This window comes from Psychrobacter immobilis (genome assembly GCF_904846235.1).
Taxonomy (GTDB): Bacteria; Pseudomonadota; Gammaproteobacteria; order Pseudomonadales; family Moraxellaceae; genus Psychrobacter; species Psychrobacter immobilis_C.
This window is the reverse complement of record NZ_CAJGZN010000015.1, coordinates 21,186-45,257: the sequence shown is the minus strand read 5'-3', so window position 1 is coordinate 45,257 and position 24,072 is coordinate 21,186. Positions and strand designations below refer to the sequence as shown.

The following is a 24,072-nucleotide window of genomic DNA, read 5'->3' as shown; positions in this document are numbered from 1 at the left end:
CAAAATAATAACTAGGAGCAAGTCATGCCGACCATCACCCAATTTTATGGTGCCGCTGCTTAATGAGCAACGCCCCTATAAATAAGGCATCTACCAATGAGTCGCCTATAAACGAAGCCTCGAATAGTAGTGATGGCTTGAGCAACAAACAAGTACAGCAGGTATTACTGACACTATTACTCGGCGGTACGGTCGTCAGCTTTAGTAATAGTGCACTTAATCCAGCGATTCCTGTCTTTATGTCGGTGTTTGATGTCGATATTGTGATGGGCGGCTGGGTGCTAAATGCTTATGTATTGGCCATGAGTGTGGGGCTGATGCTCAGCGGCTACCTAAACAAAAAATTTCCTTTTAGATATATTTATTTAGCGGCAATTTTTGGGTTTATGCTAGGCTCAGTCATTGGCATGCTAGCCTATAGTATGAGCTTTGTTATCATTGCTAGAGCCATACAAGGGCTGAGTGGCGGTCTGATTATTCCACTATCTATTGGCATGCTATATCAGATTTATCCGCAGCAGCAGCATGGCAGAGTAATGGCGCTATGGGGCATCGTTATTATGATGTCGTTGGCGTTTGGCCCTTTGGTCGGTGCTTACTTGGCTGAGCAGTTTGCATGGTGGACACTGTTTGCCATTACGTTACCACTTAGTATGGCGGTCATGGCGATGGTGTGGTGGTTAATACCGGACATGCGCTCACATGATAAAAAAAGCCCTTTCGATACCATCGGGTTTGTCAGCTTACTCACTTGGCTGCTTGCAATGATGGTTTGGCTGAGCACGCTGAAGATAGACTTCACTAGTGGATTGTTCAGCAGCGACGGGTTATTAAAGATAGCCACGTTGGGTTTATTGTCTGTCGGATTTCTACTGTCCGCGGTGGTTTGGTGGGCCTTTGAGCAGCGTCAAAAATATCCATTATTAAACGTACGCTTGTTTAACAATAAAACCTATTTGCACAGTAATATAATTAGCATTAGCCAAACAGTCGGTTTGATGCTGTGTCTCTTGCTATTGCCCGTGTTAATCCAAGATGTAATGGGTGAGAGTGCCTTATGGACAGGTATTGTCCTGATGGTCGCGACGCTCGTAGCCAGTGTCACCACGCATTACGCTGGCAAGATGGTAGATAAGCAAGGTGCTAGAGGGATTGGCATCGTAGGAATTGCGCTTAGTGCGCTGTCTACTTTGATGCTGGCATGGTGCTTGTATCAGCCCACGCTTTGGCTATTAATGCTAATTATGAGTATGCGAGGTGTCGGAGTGGGTCTAGCATACCTACCAACCACGACTGTTGGGTTTAGCAGCTTACCCAAAGACGCGGTCACTGAAGGTGCCGCACTTAATAACATCAGTCGCCGTATCATCTCTACCATCGTTATCACGTTGACAACCCTTTATATCCATAGTCGAAGCGCGCAGCTACTAGCCGCAGGTAGTGATGTTGGCATAGCAAGCGCTATCCAAGAAATACTGGTGATAATCGCGTTGATGCTATTGTTCACACTTCCTTCTGCCTGCAAATTACCCCGCGCGCCATAACGATCAACTTCATAGTTGGGCAGCATGTAGATTACCGGTGTCAATGACGATCTGCTTGAAGGCTTATCCCTTTTATCTATTTATTTGAACAAACTTTGAGACAAGCCGCTTATGTCACTGTCTAACCATTTCGCCAAATTTACCAAAGAAACGGACGGTAATTGCAGTAAGTCAGTCAACATGGTCACTCGCTACTTATAAAAACCTATTTGTAAATACTTATAGAAATAAAAATCATTATCATTTATAATGTCATTCACAAAGTTAGTACATACAGTATTATTTGCTAAATATAACGCGTATCACTGTCCACCTATCCAACTAAGTGAAATAACCTAAGTGAAGTAATTATGAAAAGCCACCATCATGTTGCTCTATCTCTTCTTACCCTTTGTATCAGCCAGCAGTTATACGCCCAAACTAATACCAATTCAGTGCAAAGTGCATCAGGTGTGCAGGCCACCGCTGCGGCGACCCCGAATGCATCATCAAGCGATGTACCTAGTGTGACTTTAGATGCTATTACAGTTAGTGCCAATGCCAAAACAGGCACAGCGCTGGCACAGAAAATCAGTGAAATGCCTGCTGTCACGCAAGTGATTTATGAGGCGGACATTCAGGCGCAGGCGACAGGTAACCGCACGGTTGGGGACATCTTAGCCCAGCTCGTGCCCAGCCTTGGCGTGAGCAGCGGCTCGGTTAGTAACTACGGCACGACCATGCACGGGCGTCCTGTACAGTATTTGCTAAATGGCGTGCCATTATCTGGCTCGCGCAGTCTGTCACGCGAGCTAAACAGCATCGACCCTGAGCAAATTGAGCGCGTCGAAGTGCTCTCAGGTGCGACCAGCATCTATGGCGCGGGGGCAGCCGGCGGTCTGATTAATATTGTGACCAAATCGACGGCAGGCTATGGCTTGACAAGACAGACGCGCCTTGGCATCAACAGCAGCCGCGAGTTTAAATCCGACTCGCTCGGCTATCATGTGGGACAAAGCATCGGCTACGGCGGCGAGCGCGTGTATGGTAATGTCGATGTAGACTACGAGACCACAGGTGGCAAGTTTGACAGTCATGGCGACCGCATCAGCCCTGATGCCAACCAAACCGACAACCAAGACACCGATACTATCAGCGTCAACGCCAACCTTGGCTTTGATATTAGCGATACCAAAACCATGAATCTTGCGGCGACTTATTATGACAGCGAGCAAGATACCGATTATGGCGTCGATTACGGCAATGATCTGTCTGTACTGCTAGTAAAAGGTACTATACCGTCACTACGTGCTATCGATGGCGCCAATATCGAAAACCAGCCCTACAATACCAAAAGCTCGGTCAACCTAAACTACAATGACAGCGACTTTTTGGGTTCTAACTTAAGTCTGACAGGCTATTACCGTGACGAAAAGGCGCGCTTTTATCCGTCAGGAAAGCTTTTTAACAAACAAGCCCAAGAGGTATGGGTAAATAATGGCTTGACGGATGAAACAACCTTAGGAAAATTATTGGCTGCATCGGCTGTGGTTACTCAATCAGAAGCGGACATTGAGGTGATGGGATTGCGCGCCGCTATGCAGACTGAAACCGATGTTATGGGTAAAAATACCTTGTTCAGCTATGGCGCGGACTTTGAACGTGAAGAGAGTGAGCAGACCTATTATGGCCAAGACCTGACTACCTTCCTTGCAAGTAATGGCTTGACTTCAACAAGTAATGGTCTGAGCTATAACGGCGGACCAAAAACCACTATCGATAAATGGGGCGCGTTCGTCAATGCCGATGTGGATATGACCGACAAATGGCACACCAGCGCTGGCGTGCGCTATCAAAACATCAAATCGGATACCGACCGTTTTGTGCCCATTTATGAACAGCTATTGGCGGATTATTTTGCGACCAATGGCATCAGTGATATTGCTGACGCTTACGGTATTGATTACGAAGCAGGCGCGGTTGAGGCGGGTAGCAGTAAGCACGACAAAGTGCTGTTTAACCTTGGTACCAGCTATCAGTTGACCGATGACGACCAAGTCTTTGCTAACTTCTCGCAAGGCTTTACCACGGCTGACGTGCAGCGCGCCTTACGTGACGTGCGCGCTGGATTTGTGGTCAACTCAGACAATATTCAGCCCATTTCTATCAATAACTACGAGCTGGGCTGGACAGGTACGCGCGGTGATACCAGCGCAAAGGTTAGCGGTTTTTATAACGACTCAGACAAAACCGTGCGCTTTACCAACGACTATACCGTCGAAGTCGTCGATACGGACGAACGTATTTACGGCGCTGAAGCCTCGCTCACGCATGATTTAAACAAAGACTGGCAAGTAGGCGGCAGTGTTGCTTATACCCGCGGGCAATACAAAAAAGACGGCGACTGGCTGGAGCTGGATGCAGTACGCCTGACGCCACTCAAAGGCACGGCATACGCGCAGTATAACTTTAGCGAAGGCAGTAACATTCGCTTGCAAGCGCTGGCAGTCGGCGGTAGCGACAAGGCTTATAAAGACCAACAGAACGACCCAGACGCGAGTGCGCAGCCATTGACAGGCTATGCGACCTTTGATGTGCTTGGGCAAGTCAAATTACCTGTCGGACGTATGGGCTACGGCGTGTATAATATCTTAAACAAAGACTATCAGACCGTGTATCATCAAACCACATTTGGTGATTTAAACCGCTTACCTGCATCAGGCACCACTTATGGCTTAAGCTATACCGTCGATTACTAAAAAGCGCCACGCATTAAAAAACCCTTCAGGCTATTAAAAGTTAGCGTGAAGGGTTTTTTTATGTTCATAACTCTCTAAAGAATTCATCTGCTCCAAGAGTATTTGCTAGCGTTTCCAACTTTACGCTTTATCAGGTGCAAAAATTATTTTTTGGCATTTTATGATTGACTTATAGCGTATCAATGCTAATCTAACCTCTCTTTGGGGAGTAGCCTGCTTTCGTACTGCGAAAGCGTTCGTATCAACATACTTGGCCACATGCCATGGTGCGAACACCTCTCGGTTGGCGAGACCATCGATATATCTACACTGCAGGTCGGGGGTGTGGCTATGTCGTGGACTCTATACTCGACCAGAGAAAATCACATGAATCCTATCGCACTTCTACTACTTGCTTTTTCTATGTCTACGGATGCCTTTTCTGTGGCAATCAGTAAAGGAGCAATTCTTAAAAATCCTCGTTTTACCGAAGCCTTCAGAATGGGTGTTATTTTTGGCACCATTGAAGCGATCACGCCGATTATTGGTTGGTTAATTGGTCACTCTGCTACATCCTTTATAGATGCGTCTTTTATTGAGGCATGGGATCATTGGGTCGCGTTTGTCATTCTTGCAGCTCTCGGTCTGCACATGCTTTATGAGGGACTGAAACCAAGTGATGAAACGGCAGAAGCGCCGTCGAGACATTCTTTTTTCAAACTTGCTTTGACTGCATTTGGTACCAGCATCGATGCCATGGCTGTCGGTGTGAGCCTAGCATTTGTAAAGGTCAATATTTTACTGGCGGCAGGTCTTATTGGCTTGGCCACTACAGTAATGGTCACGCTAGGGGTGATGTTAGGAAAAGCATTGGGCTCCCTAATCGGTCATAGAGCTGAAATATTTGGTGGTGTGATGCTAATTGCCATCGGTGCATGGATTTTATTAAGCCATCTTCAATGATTATATAAAAACTGTCTACTACGAACAGATAGTCATTACATGTATAGATCTGTTACTGACTTTTGGATGTAGAAAACCTGTTTACCTAAGAAAAGCCTATTTATATTAATAATTAGGCTTTTTGGGTCTAAAACTAGCACATTACGCTGTAGCGGCTCGCAAGAGGTCTAAAAAAATTAGCACTACAAAACTATCAATAATTATCCGTTGTCAGCGAAGAGGCTTGAATAAAGTGCCTATATCTATGCTTATACACATAGTTGTTATTTACTAAAAAAACAACAGACAATAAAAAAGACCTCCAATCTCTTGAAGGTCTTTTTTATTAAAACTCAAATATGGTGGGCCCAGTAGGACTTGAACCTACGACCAAAGGATTATGAGTCCTCTGCTCTAACCAACTGAGCTATGGGCCCTAACGTTAGACGCACAATGATACCTGATTTTTCTAATTTTTCAAGTAAAAGATAGGCAGTAATCAAGATATTTTTTATTGAGCCATATTTTTGTATTACAGGTGACCACCAGCTATGGTTAGACTACGGCCTCCATCCACGGTGATGATCTCTCCTGTGACATAATTTGCCTGCACAAGATACAGTACGCTATGAGCAATCTCATCAGGTTGGCCTATGCGCCGCATGGGGATAGCATTGATAATACTTTGTTGCTGTTCGTTATCAATAGCTTGGTCGCTAGTAGGGTCAGGTAAAATATTGACCCCAGGTGCCACCCCATTGACCCGCACTTCTGGCGCCATCTCTAACGCTAGCGACTGTACCATCATTCGATGCGCAGCCTTTGCCATATTATAAACAGTATAGTTGTTAAACGGTCTATCATGCGCGTGTATGTCCAATAAACTGATAATGCAGCCTTGTTGTTGCTTTAGATAAGGTAATAGGGCTTGGCTCAGTAATAAAGGGGCTTTCGCGTTGGTCAAAAGCAACTCATCCCATTGTGCATGATTGATACTACCGAGTGGGCTAGGATAAAACCGTGAGGCATTATGCACCAGTACATCAAGATGTCCAAATGCCTCTACGATATTTTTAACAAAGCTGTCTAAAGCTGTTTTATCATTAACTATTGTCAAGTCAGCAACGATAACTTTTGCACTATTAGCACGGATGTCGTTCAGATGGTCAGCCAAGTCATTAGCTTCTTGTTCACTATGGTGACAATGAATAATGACGCGGTAACCTTGCCTATGAGCCGCTTTAACAATAGCCGCCCCAATGCGCCTAGCACTACCTGTGACAAGCATCACTGGCGTTTGGTTATTTATATTTTCTGTTTGGTAGGCATTAGTTTCTTGGTTCATAGCAATACTACTTTTTTCTCTAAGGTGCTTGTCTATATCATTGTTGCGCTTGCAAGTGTTCAATCCTGCTTTGGCGTAAGGCTGAACCAATAGCGGGGCCCTTAAGGTCTGGCGCAATGTCGGTCATACCGACAGCGTGAAAGCTGTTTAGTGCTAGCATCATTTGGCGATGCTGTGTTGCTAGCTGTAATACATGACTGCACACTAGCAGCTGAGAGAGCTTGTCAGGCTCCTTATGCGCACCGCAGGCTTGGATTAGATCGATTTTTTCAGCCGCAGTTAGACTGTTTATTGTGCTTAGTTTTTCAGCTTGCTGAGCGAATAAAGTCGCGAATTGAGTATGTGCTTTTGGGACTTTGGCTTTATTACCGATAGCGTTAATATTTTTTATAGCGGTTGATACGGTAGACGTAGACTCAGAGTTTTCGCTATTAAATGATGATGAAGACAGGCTAGTCATTAGTAGCGCCCAACGCTGTGACAAGTTTAGACGCATTTGGCCTGCAAAATATAATGCTGTCTGCGCTGTTTCTCTTATTTGGATATTGTCCCAAGCATGATGCAATGGCGCGAAATACTCTATGAGCGCACCAATTTCAAACAGTTTTTGCCAATAGACTTGCGGTGATAACTGCATAGTTGCACGGCTCGATTCTTGCCAAATACGTTCGGCGCTTAAATGAGCCAGCTCTCCTGTATCAACCAATTGACGCATCAGCGTTAAAGTGTCATCCGCGATGGTGAACCCCAAATCGTAGTAACGGCTATAGAAACGCACTGTGCGAAGTACACGTAATGGGTCTTCGCTAAAAGCACTGGATACATGACGTAATGTCTTGCTTTCTAAGTCTTGCAGTCCGCCATAGTAGTCGATGACCTGTCCGTCAATAGGGGTGTCGTCAGTTAAGCTGGTAACTTCAATTGCCATCGCGTTGATGGTTAAATCACGACGGCGCAAATCATCCTCTAGACTAACATCAGGGCTGGCATGTACGCTAAAACCTTTGTAGCCTGAGCCTTGCTTACGTTCTGTGCGTGCTAGGGCATATTCTTCGTGACTGGTCGGATGCAAAAACACAGGAAAGTCAGCGCCCACTTGTTGAAACCCTGCATCAACCATCTCTGCCACAGTAGCGCCAACGACGACGAAGTCCTTGTCCTTGATAGGACGTTTAAGCAGTCGATCGCGTACAGCACCGCCTACGAGATAAATTTGCATAGAAGCCTCTTGTTATTATCGAGCTTTATATCACTAGCTCAATTTTTATGAATCAAAAAACCAGCCAATGCTCTATAAGTTGCATTGACTGGTTTTAGTATAGCAGAAGGGCTCTGTCAATGGATGACAGAGCCCTTCTTAATATAATCAATCCTCTACAAATTTGGTAGGGTGTCAGCCTCGCTCAGTCTACTATTTGTAGTACTTTCACTCGGCTTCCTTGTATCCAAATTATATTGAACCGATACAGTGCATTCATACTGGGTATGATATATGACTATTTTTCGTTTTCTAGGTCTTGCGCTTCAGTAACGGTCAATGCAGTCATGTTGACGATACCACGTGCTGTCGCTGATGGCGTCAAAATGTGTACCGGCTTATTAGTACCTAATAGAATAGGGCCAATAGAAGCACTGCCAGTCGCTGTCTTCAGCAGGTTGAAAGCGATGTTTGATGCATCAAGCGTTGGCAAGATAAGCAAGTTCGCTGCGCCTTTTAATGGGCTTGATGGCATATCGTTTAGACGAATATTTTCGTTAAGTGCGGCATCACCTTGCATTTCGCCTTCAAATTCGAAGTCAACGTTCATATTGGTCAATAGCTCATGAACCTTACGCATTTTGACAGCGCTGGCACGATCTGAAGCACCAAAGTTAGAATGAGACACTAGCGCGACGCGTGGCGTGATACCAAAGCGACGTAGCTGATCCGTTGCCAAGACAGTCATTTCAGCCAATTGCTCAGCTGTTGGGTCTTCATGGACATAAGTATCTGCGATAAAGATATTACGATCTTGCATGAGTACCGCATTCATCGCATAGAAGTCGTTCATACCTTGTTTTTTGCCAATGACACTTTCAACGTATTTTAGATGCAATTGGTAATGGCCAAATGTACCACATACCATCCCATCCGCCGCACCATTTTCAACCAGCAAAGAACCAATCAAAGTCGTCTTACGGCGAACATCACGACGAGCAAGCTCAATGCTTACACCGCGGCGTTTGTTCTTCTCATAGTAGCCCTGCCAGTAGTCTTTGTAGCGAGGATCGTCATCAACGTTGACGATGGTAATGTTCTCGCCAGCTTTTAGGCGTAGGCCTAGCTTTTTGATGTTGGCTTCGATAACTGAAGGACGACCAACCAAGATAGGTTGTGCTAACTTCTCATCAACGACCACTTGTACAGCAAGCAAGATGTTGTTGTCTTCACCTTCACAGTACACGATACGTTTTGGATCGGCTTTAGCACGAGCAAAGATTGGCTTCATCACAAACGCTGAGTTATAAACAAACTCAGACAGACGCTGACGATAGGCTTGCATGTCATCGATCGGTAGCGTGGCAACGCCTGAATCCATCGCTGCTTTGGCAACAGCAGATGCGATCTCAATGATTAGGTTTGGTTCTAGAGGGCCTGGGATTAAGTAGTCACGACCAAAGCTCTGCATCTTTTCGATGTTTCTAGCGCTGGTAGTTGGAGTGGCTTCGACGTGTGCCATCGCAGCGATTGCTTTTACGCAAGCGACTTTCATCTCTTCATTAACAGTGGTTGCACCAACATCCAATGCACCGCGGAAGATATATGGGAAGCATAGCGCGTTGTTTACTTGGTTTGGATAGTCTGAACGACCCGTTGCCATGATGACGTCTGGACGTACCGCATGGGCCAATTCTGGCATGATTTCAGGTGTAGGGTTGGCAAGTGCAAAGACGATAGGGTCTTTTGCCATACGGCGAACCATATCTTCTGATAATGTACCTGGCATTGATAAGCCTAGGAACATATCGACATCGTCCATGACTTCTTCGATAGAAGTAGCCGTGATATCACGAGCATAACGCTGTTTGGTTTCATCGAGGTTTTCACGGCTAGTACTGATGATACCGCGTGAGTCTGAAACAATGATGTTGTTCTTATTAACGCCAAGCGCGCAAATGATATCTAGGCAAGAAATGGCTGCTGCGCCTGCGCCTGAACAAACAATTTTAATCTCTTCAATCTTTTTGCTAGTAATCAACAAAGCATTTAGCATGGCTGCGGCAACGATGATTGACGTACCATGTTGGTCATCATGGAACACAGGAATGTTCATGCGCTCACGTAGTACGCGCTCGATTTTGAAACATTCTGGTGCTTTGATGTCTTCTAGGTTGATACCACCAAAGGTAGGCTCAAGCGAGGCAACCGCTTCGATGAATTTGTCTGGATCATTTTGAGCAATTTCAATATCAAAAACGTCGATACCTGCGAACTTCTTAAATAGAACGCCTTTACCTTCCATGACTGGCTTCGATGCCAATGGACCGATATTACCCAGACCCAATACAGCAGTACCGTTAGTGATAACACCAACTAAGTTGTTACGTGCCGTATATTTAGACGCAAGTTTTGGATCTCTTTGGATCTCAAGACAAGGTACAGCAACACCTGGAGAGTAGGCGAGTGCTAAATCACGTTGGTTGGCTAGCTGCTTAGTAGGGGTTACCGAAATTTTACCTGGGCGTGGAAACTCATGGTAATGTAAGGCAGCTTGTTCAAACTGCTCTTTTTCTGTACTGAGGTTATCCGTATTCGAAGTGGTATCGTCATTCATAATAATTGCCATGGTTGGAATAAATTGGAATAAATTAAATGGTGATAAAAAACAACGTCTAACCCTCCAAAGATCATTGAATGATAATAATTGAAAGGGATAAAGACGTTAAACGACTCACGACCATCAGAATCATGGTCGACGATCAAAGATCAGGTCAAAAAAGCAAACCAGCTAAAATATTCATTCTAGCATTATTGCCAATTCACTGCCTAGTCAACAACGGTGAATTGTGCGAATAATATAATAAAATGATATTCGTTATTTATCTCGTTGATAATGCCAAAAAATGCAGTTGGATATCAACCTTAATTTCATAATATTTCAAAATATTACAGAATTGAAAAGTGTTAAAGCGGGCAACTACTAAGATGAGCAGCTAATTGGCATCTGCGGTGTATCAGGCGCAGGCGCACTGCTATCTAAATCATTAGCGATATCTTGCACGCTGTAAGGATTGGCTAATAAACGAAACACTCGATCAACCTCTTCAAACTGACCTTGCTCTGCGGCAGTAATTGCACGCTGCGCCATGCTATTACGAAGAACATAAACAGGATTGTTGGTTGTCATGTCGTTAACTGCCTGCTCAAGTAGCAGCTGCTCGATCTGTGCCAGATAACGTGCTGACCAGTCTTGCCATACTTGCTGCGCATCACCGCTTAATTCAGTGGTCATGGTATCCAGTAGCTTTTGCTCATAAGGATGATCTGCTGGTGCGACCAAACCGAGTAGTGCGCGGAAGCTATTGGTGTAGTCGAGCAAGTTGTCTTCTAATAGCGTCAACCATTCAAAGGCTAAGCTGAGGCTTTCTCTTTGATGCGGTAAGCCAAGCTTACGGCACAGACCTTGCTGATAGTGCTGCATAAAGGTTGCTTCGTAAGGCGCTAGGCAGTCAGATAGAGTCTCACGAGTAACGCCTTCTAGGCGCATAAAGTGTGGCAGCCAAACGTTTAGGTTCCAATGCCCAATAGCAGGCTGATTCTGATAAGCGTAGCGACCCGTATGGTCTGAGTGATTATTGATCCATGCAGGATTAAAGCGCTCCATAAAGCCAAACGGCCCGAAGTCCAAAGTACTGCCTGTGATAGATAAGTTATCTGTGTTCATCACACCATGAGCAAAACCAATCAATTGCCAATCAGCAATCATACGAGCCGTACGCTCAACCACTGCGGTTAAGAAAGCTAAGACAGGCGTTTCGCTATCGCGGCACTCTGGATAGTAGGTGTCAATCATATAGTCAGTGAACTCACCCAGTACATCAGGGGCAAAGCTGGCAATCCATTCGACATGACCGAGACGAATATGACTGTCTGCCACACGCATCAACGCTGCACCTGCTTCGATACGCTCACGGCGCACTCTCGTATCAGATACCACAAACCCCAATGCGTTAGACGAGGGTATGCCAAGCTGCGTCAATGCATGACCGCACAGGTATTCGCGAATAGTACTACGCAAGACTGCGCGCCCATCACCCATGCGTGAATAGGGCGTCAAGCCAGCACCCTTGAGATGCAAGTCTTGTGGCTGTCCATCAACATCGAGTACCTGCGCCATTAGCAAACCGCGTCCGTCACCCAATTGCCCAGCCCATTGTCCAAACTGGTGACCAGCATATGCCATCGATAGTGGTTTAAAATCAGCTGGCAAGTATAGACCGCCCAATATCTCAACCCAATTGGTCATCAGGTCCTCGTCGTTTGTCCAACCTAACTGCTGTGCAACTTGAGTGTTGAAGTGACCGACACGAGGATTGTCTAGTGGCGTCGGTGGCTGCTCATGATAAAGGCGCGTGTCTAGGTTGACGTAAGTGTTTTGATAACGCATACAGGCCGTTTCCATTAAAATATAAAAGTGAGAATGTCACTATAGCATAGCTCTCATATGGCATCGTTGCACTCTGTCCGTCTCTTGTAATATCTGGACAAAAAATAAATTTTTCGGTCTTTAATTAACTGAATATGATGGATGAGATGGTTATTGTTTTTGGATTAGAGAAAGCAATGGTTCAGCCAATGTATTTGACCATTTATTATGATAATAAAATCATTAGAAGTAGCTGTAATGACATAATCGATAAAGTATAAGCAAAAAAATCCCCCTATCTAGGACGGATAGGGGGATGGAGAAGCTTCAAAATTATAAAATAAATCAGAGGTTAATTAAGCCGCTTTTTCGTTCGCGCCAATAGAGCGGAAAGCAGTTTTTAGATTGCTGTTATGCTCAAGGATTTTCTGTTCAATTTTCGCATAATCATGCTTTAGCTTATCATCAACTTCACGTAAGCGATCAGCACATTCTATTTTTTTCATTTCAATAGTTTGAGCTTTCAGTGATTGCCATTCTTCGACAGTTTGTTTAAATGCATCGTATTCAAACTTAATGCGGTCTTGGAAGCTCTTCATCGCATGAGGAAGATCAAGCCCAGTGCTTGTGGCTGTATCGATCTGCTGTTGTGCTGCTTTGAACTGCATTTGCACTTCGGCATGCTTAATAGTCGTATCATCAACAGTACGCAAATCCGTCGTTAAACCGATTTTTGATAAACCAGCAATCAACCATTTTGTTGGATCATATTGCCACCATTTCACGCCATTACGATAATCATACTGGAAGAAATGATGATAGTTATGATAACCCTCGCCCCACGTAAAGATAGCTAAGAAAAAGTTATCACGAGCACTATTAGTATCCGTATAAGGACGTGTACCAAACATATGACATAGCGAATTGATGAAGAAGGTGAAGTGATGAGTTAATACCAAGCGCAGCAAACCAGCGATCAGTAAAGTACCCCAAACATCACCAATGAGCCAACCAATAGCAGCAACCACACCAACATTCATGGCAACTACCCACAAACCATAATATTTATGCTGAATCTGTAAGACTCTGTCTTTGGTCAAATCAGGAATGTTTTTATAATCAAATTTACCGCTAGGGTAGTTGCGTAGCATCCAACCAATATGGCTGAACCAAAAACCACGCTGTGCTGAATATGGATCGTCCAAACGATCATCTACATGACGATGGTGAGTACGATGTCCAGAAACCCAATCAAACGCTGAGCCTTGTACGGCTAAGGTTGAACCTAACAATAAAAAGTTTTTGACAATAGGGTGCGCTTTGTAAGCACGGTGCGATAGCAGACGATGGTAACCCGCCGTGATACTGATACCTGTCCATACCATAAAGGCACCAAACACACCCCAAACAGGAGCGCTAACTTCATGAGTCCATAGATACCATGGCGTAATCACAGCAGCAGCAATTGGCGTCGCTACTAAAATAGCCGCTGGAATCCAGTTAATTGGTGCTTTGGTAAATTCAAACTCACGCATATCAATGCTTTGCTCTTGCGCAGAAAGATCCGCTTGCTCAGAAGCTTTCGCATAATTGCGTTTGGCAACAGGCTGCTCATCAAGCGCCATTTGCGCTTTTTTCTCATCGAAACGAGTTTTAAAACGCGTTACTTGAGTGCTGGCGGTCTTTACAAGCGTATCACCAGATTTGATAGCGAAACGTAAGCCTTTAAGCGGTAAGCCAAGTGCTTTTTTTGCAATCATATAATATCCCTAACGGTATTAATTTAAGCCACCATAGTACCTTAAAAAGCGTGTAAAGTGAACACTTATACACTATAAAAATATTGCTAAATAACAATAACTTGTATGGATTATAGAATGTATTGATCAAAAATACGAGTGACTTATCAGACATGAAGGAGAAGTGTAACAAGAAGGGTAGATATGTAGGAAAGAATGCGTTTATCGAAAAAATGATTAAATATCAAAAAAGTACGGATAACTCGGTCAAGGCAACAGCAAATGACTTGGAAAATCCGTAATGATGACATCAGTCTCCCATTTGATGAGCTGCTCAATGGTGGGAATATCATTAACCGTCCAAGCACTTACGGGCAATCCATAACGGTGGCTATGCTTGATGACGGCTTGGGTCAAAAGCGGATAATGAATGCCCAGTTGAATACAGCCGAGTTGCAATGCGGTATTGGTCGCGCTTGCCAACGCTTCTGGCGTACGAATAAGCAAGCCGCGAGGCATATGAGATAATAGTTTGTGACGTTGCAAACGGTTGTGTAACTCGACATCGAAGCTCGTCAATACAACTGGTAAGCTGGCAAGAGGTGTATCAATAAATGCCTGCCGAAGCGCTGCAATCAACACCGCGTAGTTGGTACGGCTATGCGTCTTAATTTCAAGCTCAATAACGTTAAATCCACTAAGCGCAGGTGCTATGCTTGCGAGCGTCATAATGGGTTGACCAAACTGCAACTGGCATTGAATCTCTGTCAGTTTTAACTGGTCAATACGTGATTGCCGACCGCACATACGCTCTAGATCGTCATCGTGGAATACAATTAAGTGACCATCAGCGTTTAGTTGTATATCAAACTCTACGCCTGCTAAACCTCTTGACTTAAGATTTTGAGAGTATTGAAAGCCTGAAAAGGTATTTTCTAACGCTTCACCGCGTGCGCCTCGATGACCTAGTAATAACGTATCTCTAAAATTTATCATATGCACCAATTATCGATGATTTTTATGCCCAATCATATAGCGTCATATCAACGACGTCTAACAAAAACTGCGATGCAATCCGTACTTTTTTGAATATGACTTTTTAGAGTCCAAATCTGCGAATGTTTGTTATGTTTTTGCAACCAAACGCAGGTTTTTCCCATAATAAGGGGCACTATTTGTATATCCATGGGCTACACTAATGACCATTTGATTTAAACACCGTATAATAATGTGGTTTTCATATCTGTAGCAGCTAGCGTTGCGATTTGAATGTTGAACACTGTCAGTCAGTGGCGGTACGAACCTGTAAATTGGGAGTAGAGTTAGTATGAGCGTAGCAAATATAAGTTTGAGCAAGTGGCATAAAGTTGCTGGGATTGGATTGGTATGTGGTTTGGCGCTTGCAGGCTGTGATCGCTCAGATAAAGAAGACACTGCTGAGCAGGCAGAGCTAACAGAACAAGAGACTGTCGATGCTGAAAATAGCGTTGCGCCTGCGATCAGCTGTGATGATCCTATGGTGCAAGATCGCCTTAAGTCAGCTCTGAAAAATACGCTCAATCAACAAGCACAGTCATTGGCGGCCAATTATGCAAATGATGCTGAAATCAGTTTAGCAAACGGTGTGGTTAGCGAAAAAACCAATGGTGTTGTCATTGATGTCCAAAACGCTGCTATCTTGCAACAAGCTAACGAGAACGGCATGACCACTTGTCAAGCAAGTGTCAGCATGACGCTACCAAGTGAAGACTTGTATCAAGCCAGTCAGGTACAAGCGGCCAATAATCAGCCAAGTCTACAATCACGTTTAGCGCAAGACAATATCCGCATCAATAACAATATGCTCGTTGATGACGCGTTTACTTACATCGTCGGTACTCAAGGCGGTCAAGTGCGTACGCGTATTGCAGGTCAACCTGCTTTAATTACTGTTGTTGCAGATGTGATGGCAGGTTCTGTCTTTAAAACTGCAATGGATGAGCAACGCGCCCAACGTGCTGCTGAGCGCCGTGCAACACAGAACAACGATACGGCTCAAACAGCGCCAATCCGTCAGCCAAGAACCGTAACGCCAGTTGAGCCAATTCGTCCAACTGAACCTACGCCGCCGCCAACCATCAATAAACCTGCTGAAAGTCAGAACAGTTCGACTGCAAACACTCAAGCAGATGCTGCCGAGCCTAGTAAGCCCGCCACGCCAAAAGCCGTACCTAAAGATGAAACCATCGATATGGTCATCATTGAAGACAACAGCGCGACTTATTAATTGGTCATTGTAATAAGAGATAGCGATATCCAGTAGAGCGAATTGCTATCGCTGAATAATAAAAACCCCGCAACAATTATGTCGCGGGGTTTTTTTGGGTTTAAGCTCTTTATTGTTAAATACTTAGTTTGTATTATTGACTGTCAGTGAACGTTTTCAATGCTTGACTGTCCCACAACACCTCAGAGACTTTTTCTGGGTCTGTACAAAAGCGTGCAGCGACAAATAACCAATCAGATAAGCGATTGATAAAGCTGACGGCAGTAAGACGAATCGCTTGTGGACGCTGCTGCTGCAATATCACAGCTTGACGTTCAGCACGGCGACATACACTACGCGCCACGTGTAATTGACTCACCAATATAGAACCTGTCGGCAAAATAAAGTCTTTTAGCGGTGGCAATGTGGCATTCATCATATCTATTTGCTGCTCTAACCATTCAATATGAGTGGCATTAACCCCTTCATACTCTGGCATAGCAAGCTCGCCGCCTATATTGAATAACAGGTGCTGAATGATGACCAAGGCTTCAGAGAACTCTTTCTCTATAGATTGCCCTTTATTGTGCTTTAGTTGCGCACGTACCAAGCCGATATGTGAGTTGAGCTCGTCGATGTCACCCATGACGCTAAATAGATCGTCCGCTTTGCTAAGGCGGCTGCCATCAGCCATACCAGTGCTGCCGTCATCTCCAGTACGTGTGTATATTTTGCTTAAGCGATTGCCCATCTTTACATCCTTAAACGATTTTTATGATTGAATAGCGTTAGTTGCACGCTCATTGTAGTATTTTACGCCTGTTTTCGCTAAGATAATGGGTTACGTTTTATATCACGACGTTTTTTGGTCTGAATTTTTATTTTCTTGATTTATAGTTACAGTCGTTGGTATGGCTTATTCATACATGGCGGCTGAGATTTCACATTTTCTATTTTATTTACGTTACAAGGCTTTTTTACTATGACCACACCACTTGCAGATGCGATGTCCCAACTTGCTATTTACGATTCATTGACTGGCAGCAAGCGTCAGTTTGTACCACTCAAAGCAGGGCAGGTTGGTATGTATGTGTGCGGCATGACTGTTTATGACTATTGTCATATTGGTCATGCGCGAGTGATGGTCGGTTTTGATATGGCCGTTCGTTGGTTGGCACGTTTGGGTTACAACGTGAATTACGTACGTAATATCACTGATATCGATGATAAAATCATTGCCCGTGCTGCTGAAAACGGTGAAGAGATTGGTACATTGACGCAGCGCTTTATTGAAGCAATGCATGAAGATGCGACTGCGCTTGGTTGTGAGATGCCAAATGCTGAGCCACGTGCGACCGATCATATCGATGATATGCAGGATATGATTGAGACGTTAGTCACTGGCAACTACGCGTATGCAGGCGACAACGGTGATGTCTATTATGCTGTTGATAGCTTTGACGGTTATGGTAAATTATCGAAGCGCAATCTGGACGATATGCAGGCAGGTTCGCGAGTCGAGGTTGAAAATGATAAACGCAATCCATTTGATTTTGTACTATGGAAAGCGGCAAAACCTGACGAGCCGCAGTGGGCATCGCCATGGGGTCAAGGGCGTCCAGGCTGGCATATTGAATGTTCAGCGATGTCGACTAAGTGCTTAGGTAGCACCTTTGATATTCATGGCGGTGGTCATGACTTACAGTTCCCGCATCACGAAAACGAAATCGCCCAGTCTGAGGCAGCGACTGGTTGTGAGTATGCACGCAACTGGATGCATGTTGGTTTTATCAATGTCGATGGCGAAAAAATGTCTAAATCATTGGGCAACTTTTTTACCATTCGTGATGTGATGGCAAAGTATTTACCTGAAACGGTGCGTTTTTTCTTATTATCGAGCCATTACCGCAGCCAAGTTAACTTCTCTGATAGCGCATTGGATGAAGCACATAATAGCCTAAGCAGACTATACAATGCATTAAAATTGGCTGAGCAGCAAAAAGGACATTCAATCGTAATCAATGAAGACTTAGTGGCTGAAGTTTATAATAGCGCAGTTGGACAAGACTTCATCAAGGCAATGAATGACGACTTTAATAGTTCGACCGCCATCAGCGTCTTATTTGGATTGGCTCGCGATATCAATAAAGCCATTAAAGCGGAAGACGTCGATACCGCATGGCAATTAGCCCAGAAACTAAAAGCATTGGCTCAGGTATTAAATATTTTACAGCAGCCAGTGCAGCAGTTTTTGCAAGCAGTGACTGGTGATCAGGCAGAAGATGGTCTAACGGATGCGGTTATTGATAATTTAATTATCGAACGTGCAGAGTCTAAAGCCAATAAAAACTTTGCCCGTGCTGATGAGATACGTGAGCAACTAAAAGAGGCGGGTATTGAGCTCGAAGATAGCCGTGCTGGCACGACATGGCGCCGCGCTTAAAATAATTTTTGCCGCTTATAAGGTAAATAGCTACAAATCTCGTAATAAATTCAGTCAGCTTTAGGCTGGCTTTTTTTTGCTTACTGAATTAGGTTAAAGCAGCAGCGATATATTTTTTATACTTTCTTTTTGTAGACTGATGGCTTTGAAAACATGAATACACTTAAAGACAATCCTATGGACCATCATTGTGCCGTTTTGCGCTCAGATGATAATCATCAAGTAGATGTAGAGAAAAGTCGTTTTAAAAGCCATGTGCTGCAAGTATTGTTGGGCTTTTTGATTGTCGCTATAAATGTCATCTATTCACCCGTTTATGCAGCAAATAGTGAAAATGCACAGAGTGCGAGCGAGCCGGAAAAACAAACGCCTAGTAAGCCTGATAGTTTTTCTGAATATGCCGCTCAGCAAGTCAATGCGCTTAAAGATGAAAGTGTTAGTATTTCTGGTATTACTGAAGAAATCTTTGATCCTACTGAACGTAACGCAGTAGAGCAGGCAGGCAGGCTACAAGGGGATACGGCACTGACCGGAGAATATAGTGAGAGCTACTATATTCTCGATAAACTAAATGCAGGGTTGCCACCGTTATCTGAGCCAGCTAATTTAGAAACACCGCTTGCAGCCTTAGAGTTTTTTCAATCAGCGTTAATGAAGCAGCAGTATGATTTGGCCGCTTACGCACTAAACATGAATTTGATTGATGAGAAAAGCCAACGTAGCCGTGCGCTTGATCTCACAAAGCGACTGGATTTCTTATTGTCTGAAAAAGAGCTCTATGTATTCGACGATATGCCAGATCGTCCCGATGGCTTAATTGAACCACCTCTTGGTAATAATAGCAGTGTCATGGGTATTGCCAGACGTTCTATTCAGCTTGGCTATGTTGATTATCGCGAGCGCCGTGTTCCTATTTATTTGCAACGAGTACGAGTAGGGGATGAAGCCCCTGTCTGGGTGTTTTCGGCGCAGACAGTAGGCAATATTGATAATCTCTATGAGCAGTATCATCCAGCCGAGTTTGAGCGTTATTTGCCCACTTGGTTAAAGCTAAAGTTTTTTGGAATTGCGCTATGGGAATTCTCAGCGCTCATATTGTTCTTTTTATTAACCATGGGGATGGGTTGGCTACTGAGTAAAGGTACTGCAAAAATCATCAATCATTATATCGATGAAGAAAAATACAGCATGTATGTTGGCAGTACCAACGGTGTCGCAGATTTGGTTAGCAAGCTGACAGTACCATTAACCTTTGCCATCAGTTTTTCACTGGTTTTTACCTTGGTTTCTGGTGGTTTTCCTTATTTAGATGCAGTCGCCTCATCTACTCGTCCATTGATTTGGATTGGACTGGTATTTAGTACTATGTGGTTGGGTATTCGTATCATTAACTTTTTTGCCAATCGCTATCAAGACATGCAGATTGAGAATCTGGCTGCAGAGCATTTCGATAAAGAACGTCGTCGCCGTACTTACGTATCGATATTTCGTCGTGTCTTTATTTTCGTTATGATTTTGGGAAGTTTCTGGATAGGTCTTAGTGAATTTGCCAATATGGAAGGCCTTGGCAAAACTTTATTGACCTCAGCGGGTATTGCAGGTGTGGTTATCGGTATTGCAGCACAGCCGATATTGGGGAATATCATCGCTGGTGTACAGGTGGCAGTGACGCAGCCAGTGCGGATTGGTGATAGTGTGATCATGGATGGTAATTTTAGTACGGTTGAAGACCTGCGTTACACTTATGCAGTGCTAAAAACATGGGATGAGCGTCGCTTGATCGTGCCAATGCGTGAGCTAATCACTGATCGAGTGGAAAACTGGTCGCATACAGAGGTTCATCAAACTTGTCCTGTATTTTTGTATATCGATTATGGCGCAGATATCGACGCTATCCGAGAGGCGTTTATATCGATGGTCAAGGACAATAAGCTTTGGGATAATAAAACAGAACCTGAGATGTATGTGGTTGATGTGACCGAAAATACCATTCAACTGCGCGGCGCTGTTTCATCGGTAGGGCCTATAGAGGCATGGACGCTGGCCTGTGAGATACGGGAGCAAATGCTTGGTTACCTGCACGCACAGCAGAACAAGTATCTACCTACAGAGCGCTTTACGTTAACAAAAGATGACTAGAAATTGGGAGTAGCGATGAGCTTTGCGAACTTGAATAGCTTTAAAAGCGAGGTATTCATGGTTTGCGACATGACTGACATCGATAAAGACGCACTTGTGTAAAATACTCTGACAAATATAGTGTGTCAGTGAGGCGCTTATTTGTTATAATGTGGCGTTATTTTTATAGGATAACTGAGTGGTTGGCGATGAATCGGCACTGTGCTTGCAGCTGCAATGATTAATACGCTTAACCCTGAGCTCCTACCCATCAAAATAACCACCACTAGGGGTCTGTATGTTGCGAATTGTCGATGAAGCCTTAACCTTTGATGACGTTTTATTATTACCAGCCTATTCTGAAGTTCTACCAAAAACTGCTGATCTGTCTACTCGTTTGACCAAAAACATCACACTTAATCTTCCGCTAATCTCTGCGGCAATGGATACGGTGACTGAGTCTGAAATGGCTATCACAATGGCACAGCTTGGTGGCATGGGTATTTTGCATAAGAGCATGGACATCGAAAAGCAAGCCACACAAGTACGCCGTGTCAAAAAATTTGAAGCGGGTACCGTTGTTGATCCTATCACTGTCCACCCAGAGATGACGATTGGTGAATTGCTGCGTTTGACCCAAGATAACAATATCTCAGGTGTGCCTGTGGTCGAAAAAGGCACAGATAACGTTGTGGGTATTGTTACCCATAGAGATTGGCGTTTTGAGACCAATTTGTCATTGCCAGTTAGTCAGATTATGACGCCTAAAGAGCAGCTAGTAACTGTGCATGAAGGTGAAAGCAACGAAAATATCAAAAGATTGTTGCATGAGCATCGCATCGAAAAAGTCATCGTTATTGACGATAACTTCCGCCTGCGTGGTTTGATTACTGTTAATGATTTTGCCAAAGCTGAAAACAATCCAAATGCTTGTAAAGACGAGCAAGGTCGCCTACGTGTTGGCGCAGCTGTTGGTACAGGCGCAGACACGCAAGCACGCGTTGAAGCATTAATCGCTGCTGACGTTGACGTTATCGTCGTTGATACTGCGCATGGTCACTCAAAAGGCGTGATCGATAAAGTATCTTGGATTAAGAAAAACTACCCGCATGTGCAAGTAATCGGTGGCAATATCGCAACAGGTGAGGCAGCAATCGCTTTACGTGACGCAGGTGCTGATGCAGTAAAAGTCGGTATTGGCCCTGGTTCTATCTGTACCACGCGTATCATCGCAGGTATCGGTGTTCCACAAATCTCAGCGATTGATAATGTCGCTAGTGCTTTGCAAGACAGTATTCCATTGATTGCTGATGGTGGTATTCGTTTCTCAGGTGATATGGCAAAAGCAATCGCTGCTGGTGCATCATGTATCATGGTTGGTTCACTCATGGCTGGTACTGAAGAAGCGCCAGGTGAAGTTGAGCTGTTCCAAGGTCGCTATTATAAGGCTTATCGCGGTATGGGTAGTCTGGGTGCGATGTCAGGATCAAACGGTTCTTCAGATCGCTACTTCCAAGATGCAAAAGATGGCGTAGAGAAGTTAGTGCCAGAAGGTATCGAAGGCCGTGTTCCTTATAAAGGACCAGTTGCAGGTATCGTTAACCAGTTGGTTGGTGGCTTACGTTCATCAATGGGTTATACGGGTTCTGCCACGATTGAAGATATGCGTACCAATCCGCAGTTTATCAAAGTAACCTCAGCGGGTATGAAAGAGTCGCATGTGCATGACGTGCAAATCACTAAAGAAGCACCGAACTATCGAGTAAACTAGATCGTTCCGTGAAATACTTCTCTTTTGTAGATTTAAAATGTATTGATGTTAGCTGAGACGTAAAGCTTCAGCGAGCTTAAGATACAAACAGCCAACAATGCTCTGTTATTGTTGGCTGTTTTTTTTGTAAAATACAGAAACAGATTATTACAACAATAGTATTGCCTGCGTATATGCTTGGCCTTTTATTTTTTGACTTGAGGAACATATAATGAGCTATTTTGGCACTGATGGAATTCGCGGAAAATTTGGTGAATTACCAATTACACCGGATTTTATTTTAAAACTAGGCTATGTCACTGGACTTGTACTCATAGAAAAAAATGAAAACCCTATGCGTAAGCCAAGTGTGGTGATTGGTAAAGATACACGTCTGTCAGGTTATGTGATAGAAGGAGCATTGCAAGCGGGTTTTAATGCGGCTGGTGTTGATGTTTATATGCTTGGTCCATTGCCAACCCCAGCGATTGCGCATTTGACCCGTAGTTTTAATGCAGATGCTGGTGTGGTTATTTCAGCCTCGCACAACCCTTACTACGATAATGGCATCAAATTTTTCTCAGGTGACGGTAAAAAACTTACTGATGAGATGCAAACTGCAATCAATGATAAACTGACGGCAATTATGAACGACGTTAGTAGTGACGTTGCTATGATGCCTATTCTTGATCCTGCAAATTTAGGTAAGAACAATCGTATTAATGATGCAAAAGGTCGCTATATTGAGTTTTGCAAAGGCAGCTTCCCTTATCAATATGACCTCAGTCATCTGACGGTAGTAGTGGATTGTGCCAATGGCGCAGGCTATAGCGTAGCACCTAGAGTGATGCGCGAGTTGGGGGCCAACGTGATTGCCATCAATAATACGCCAGACGGCATCAATATCAATGCTGAATGTGGTTCTACCCATCCTGAGAGCTTACAGAAGGCTGTGCTTGAGCATGACGCAGATGTTGGTATTGCGCTAGATGGTGATGGTGACCGTATCGTAATGGTTGATGAGACGGGTAAGCTAGTCGACGGCGACGGTATTTTATATGTGCTTGCTACCCAAGGTAAAACCAAAGCTGAAGGTGTTGTCGGCACACTCATGAGCAATATGGGGTTAGAGCTGGCGCTAAAAGATGCAGACATCCACTTTACCCGTGCAAAGGTGGGTGATCGCTATGTGATGCAGGACTTAGAAGCTAATGGTTGGATATTGGGCGGTGAGCCATCTGGTCATATTCTCTGCTTAGATAAAAGTCGCACAGGGGACGCTATCATTGCTGGTTTGCAAGTACTGGCAGTGATGCAAGCCAAAGAGCGTGCGTTGAGTGAGCTTGTTGAAGGTTTTGAAGTGTTACCGCAAAAGCTAGTCAATGTACGTTTGTCTCAAATGCAAGATCCATTCAAACATGAGGAGTTGGTTGCTGCTTTTGATAAAGCACAGGCAACACTAGAAGGTCGAGGTCGTCTATTGATACGTCAGTCAGGTACAGAGCCTATGATTCGTGTGATGGTGGAATCAGATGATGAAATAGAATGTGATGTAATGGCTAATGACTTAGCTGATCTTATAAAGTCGGTACTAGGCTAATA

Annotated in this window: 15 protein-coding genes, 1 tRNA gene and 1 riboswitch; of the genes, 8 read left to right on the top strand and 8 right to left on the bottom strand. The window is 44.2% G+C overall.

Features of this window, described 5'->3' with window-relative positions:
• Positions 1-62: 62 nt before the first annotated feature.
• From JMX07_RS10595 to JMX07_RS10585, 3 genes are all read left to right on the top strand, one after another.
• Entirely contained in the window at positions 63-1,544 is a 1,482-nt protein-coding gene (locus tag JMX07_RS10595; protein WP_201607848.1) for an MFS transporter, read from the top strand.
• A gap of 350 nt (positions 1,545-1,894) precedes the next feature.
• A complete protein-coding gene (locus JMX07_RS10590; protein WP_102091428.1) occupies positions 1,895-4,282 on the top strand; it encodes a TonB-dependent receptor in 2,388 nt (795 codons plus the stop codon).
• Positions 4,283-4,473: 191 nt separating this feature from the next.
• Positions 4,474-4,641: riboswitch (yybP-ykoY riboswitch) on the top strand.
• A 7-nt stretch (positions 4,642-4,648) separates the two neighbouring features.
• Complete coding sequence (locus tag JMX07_RS10585) at positions 4,649-5,224, top strand: manganese efflux pump MntP family protein (protein WP_201607846.1); 576 nt, start codon at positions 4,649-4,651, stop codon at positions 5,222-5,224.
• 339 nt (positions 5,225-5,563) lie between these two features.
• Here JMX07_RS10585 and JMX07_RS10580 read toward each other — a convergent pair.
• The 7 genes from JMX07_RS10580 to JMX07_RS10550 form a co-directional block, all read right to left on the bottom strand.
• Positions 5,564-5,640, bottom strand: a tRNA-Ile gene (locus JMX07_RS10580).
• Between the two features lie 95 nt (positions 5,641-5,735).
• A complete protein-coding gene (locus JMX07_RS10575; RefSeq protein ID WP_201607844.1) occupies positions 5,736-6,548 on the bottom strand; it encodes a pteridine reductase in 813 nt (270 codons plus the stop codon).
• Positions 6,549-6,585: 37 nt separating this feature from the next.
• The gene (locus JMX07_RS10570; protein ID WP_201607843.1) at positions 6,586-7,767 is read right to left on the bottom strand and encodes a tRNA nucleotidyltransferase; all 1,182 of its coding nucleotides are present in this window, start codon (positions 7,765-7,767) and stop codon (positions 6,586-6,588) included.
• Positions 7,768-8,044: 277 nt separating this feature from the next.
• Positions 8,045-10,363 carry an NADP-dependent malic enzyme gene (locus tag JMX07_RS10565; protein WP_201607842.1) on the bottom strand — a complete coding sequence of 773 codons (2,319 nt, stop codon included), beginning with the start codon at positions 10,361-10,363 and terminating at the stop codon, positions 8,045-8,047.
• Between the two features lie 366 nt (positions 10,364-10,729).
• Entirely contained in the window at positions 10,730-12,196 is a 1,467-nt protein-coding gene (locus tag JMX07_RS10560) for a protein adenylyltransferase SelO (protein WP_201607841.1), read from the bottom strand.
• 335 nt (positions 12,197-12,531) lie between these two features.
• A complete protein-coding gene (locus JMX07_RS10555; protein WP_201607914.1) occupies positions 12,532-13,710 on the bottom strand; it encodes an acyl-CoA desaturase in 1,179 nt (392 codons plus the stop codon).
• A 471-nt stretch (positions 13,711-14,181) separates the two neighbouring features.
• Positions 14,182-14,910, bottom strand: coding sequence for a glycerophosphodiester phosphodiesterase (locus JMX07_RS10550; RefSeq protein WP_101205086.1), 729 nt, complete (start codon positions 14,908-14,910; stop codon positions 14,182-14,184).
• A 331-nt stretch (positions 14,911-15,241) separates the two neighbouring features.
• On the opposite strand from JMX07_RS10550, the gene JMX07_RS10545 reads away from it, so the two are divergent.
• Positions 15,242-16,180, top strand: a complete 939-nt coding sequence (locus tag JMX07_RS10545; protein WP_201607840.1) for a hypothetical protein — start codon at positions 15,242-15,244, stop codon at positions 16,178-16,180.
• Between the two features lie 133 nt (positions 16,181-16,313).
• Here JMX07_RS10545 and JMX07_RS10540 read toward each other — a convergent pair whose 3' ends face one another.
• Positions 16,314-16,910, bottom strand: a complete 597-nt coding sequence (locus JMX07_RS10540; protein ID WP_102091468.1) for a cob(I)yrinic acid a,c-diamide adenosyltransferase — start codon at positions 16,908-16,910, stop codon at positions 16,314-16,316.
• Positions 16,911-17,141: 231 nt separating this feature from the next.
• On the opposite strand from JMX07_RS10540, the gene cysS reads away from it, so the two are divergent.
• The 4 genes from cysS (at position 17,142) to glmM (ending at position 24,070) form a co-directional block, all read left to right on the top strand.
• Positions 17,142-18,602, top strand: coding sequence for a cysteine--tRNA ligase (gene cysS / locus JMX07_RS10535; RefSeq protein ID WP_201607839.1), 1,461 nt, complete (start codon positions 17,142-17,144; stop codon positions 18,600-18,602).
• A gap of 153 nt (positions 18,603-18,755) precedes the next feature.
• Positions 18,756-20,741, top strand: a complete 1,986-nt coding sequence (locus JMX07_RS10530; RefSeq protein ID WP_227684787.1) for a mechanosensitive ion channel family protein — start codon at positions 18,756-18,758, stop codon at positions 20,739-20,741.
• A gap of 277 nt (positions 20,742-21,018) precedes the next feature.
• Positions 21,019-22,491 (top strand): IMP dehydrogenase, encoded by a 1,473-nt coding sequence (gene guaB / locus JMX07_RS10525; RefSeq protein WP_201607838.1) that lies wholly within the window; start codon positions 21,019-21,021, stop codon positions 22,489-22,491.
• A gap of 211 nt (positions 22,492-22,702) precedes the next feature.
• On the top strand, positions 22,703-24,070 hold the full coding sequence (glmM, locus tag JMX07_RS10520) for a phosphoglucosamine mutase (protein WP_201607837.1): 1,368 nt from the start codon (positions 22,703-22,705) through the stop codon (positions 24,068-24,070).
• The last annotated feature ends 2 nt before the right edge of the window (positions 24,071-24,072 follow it).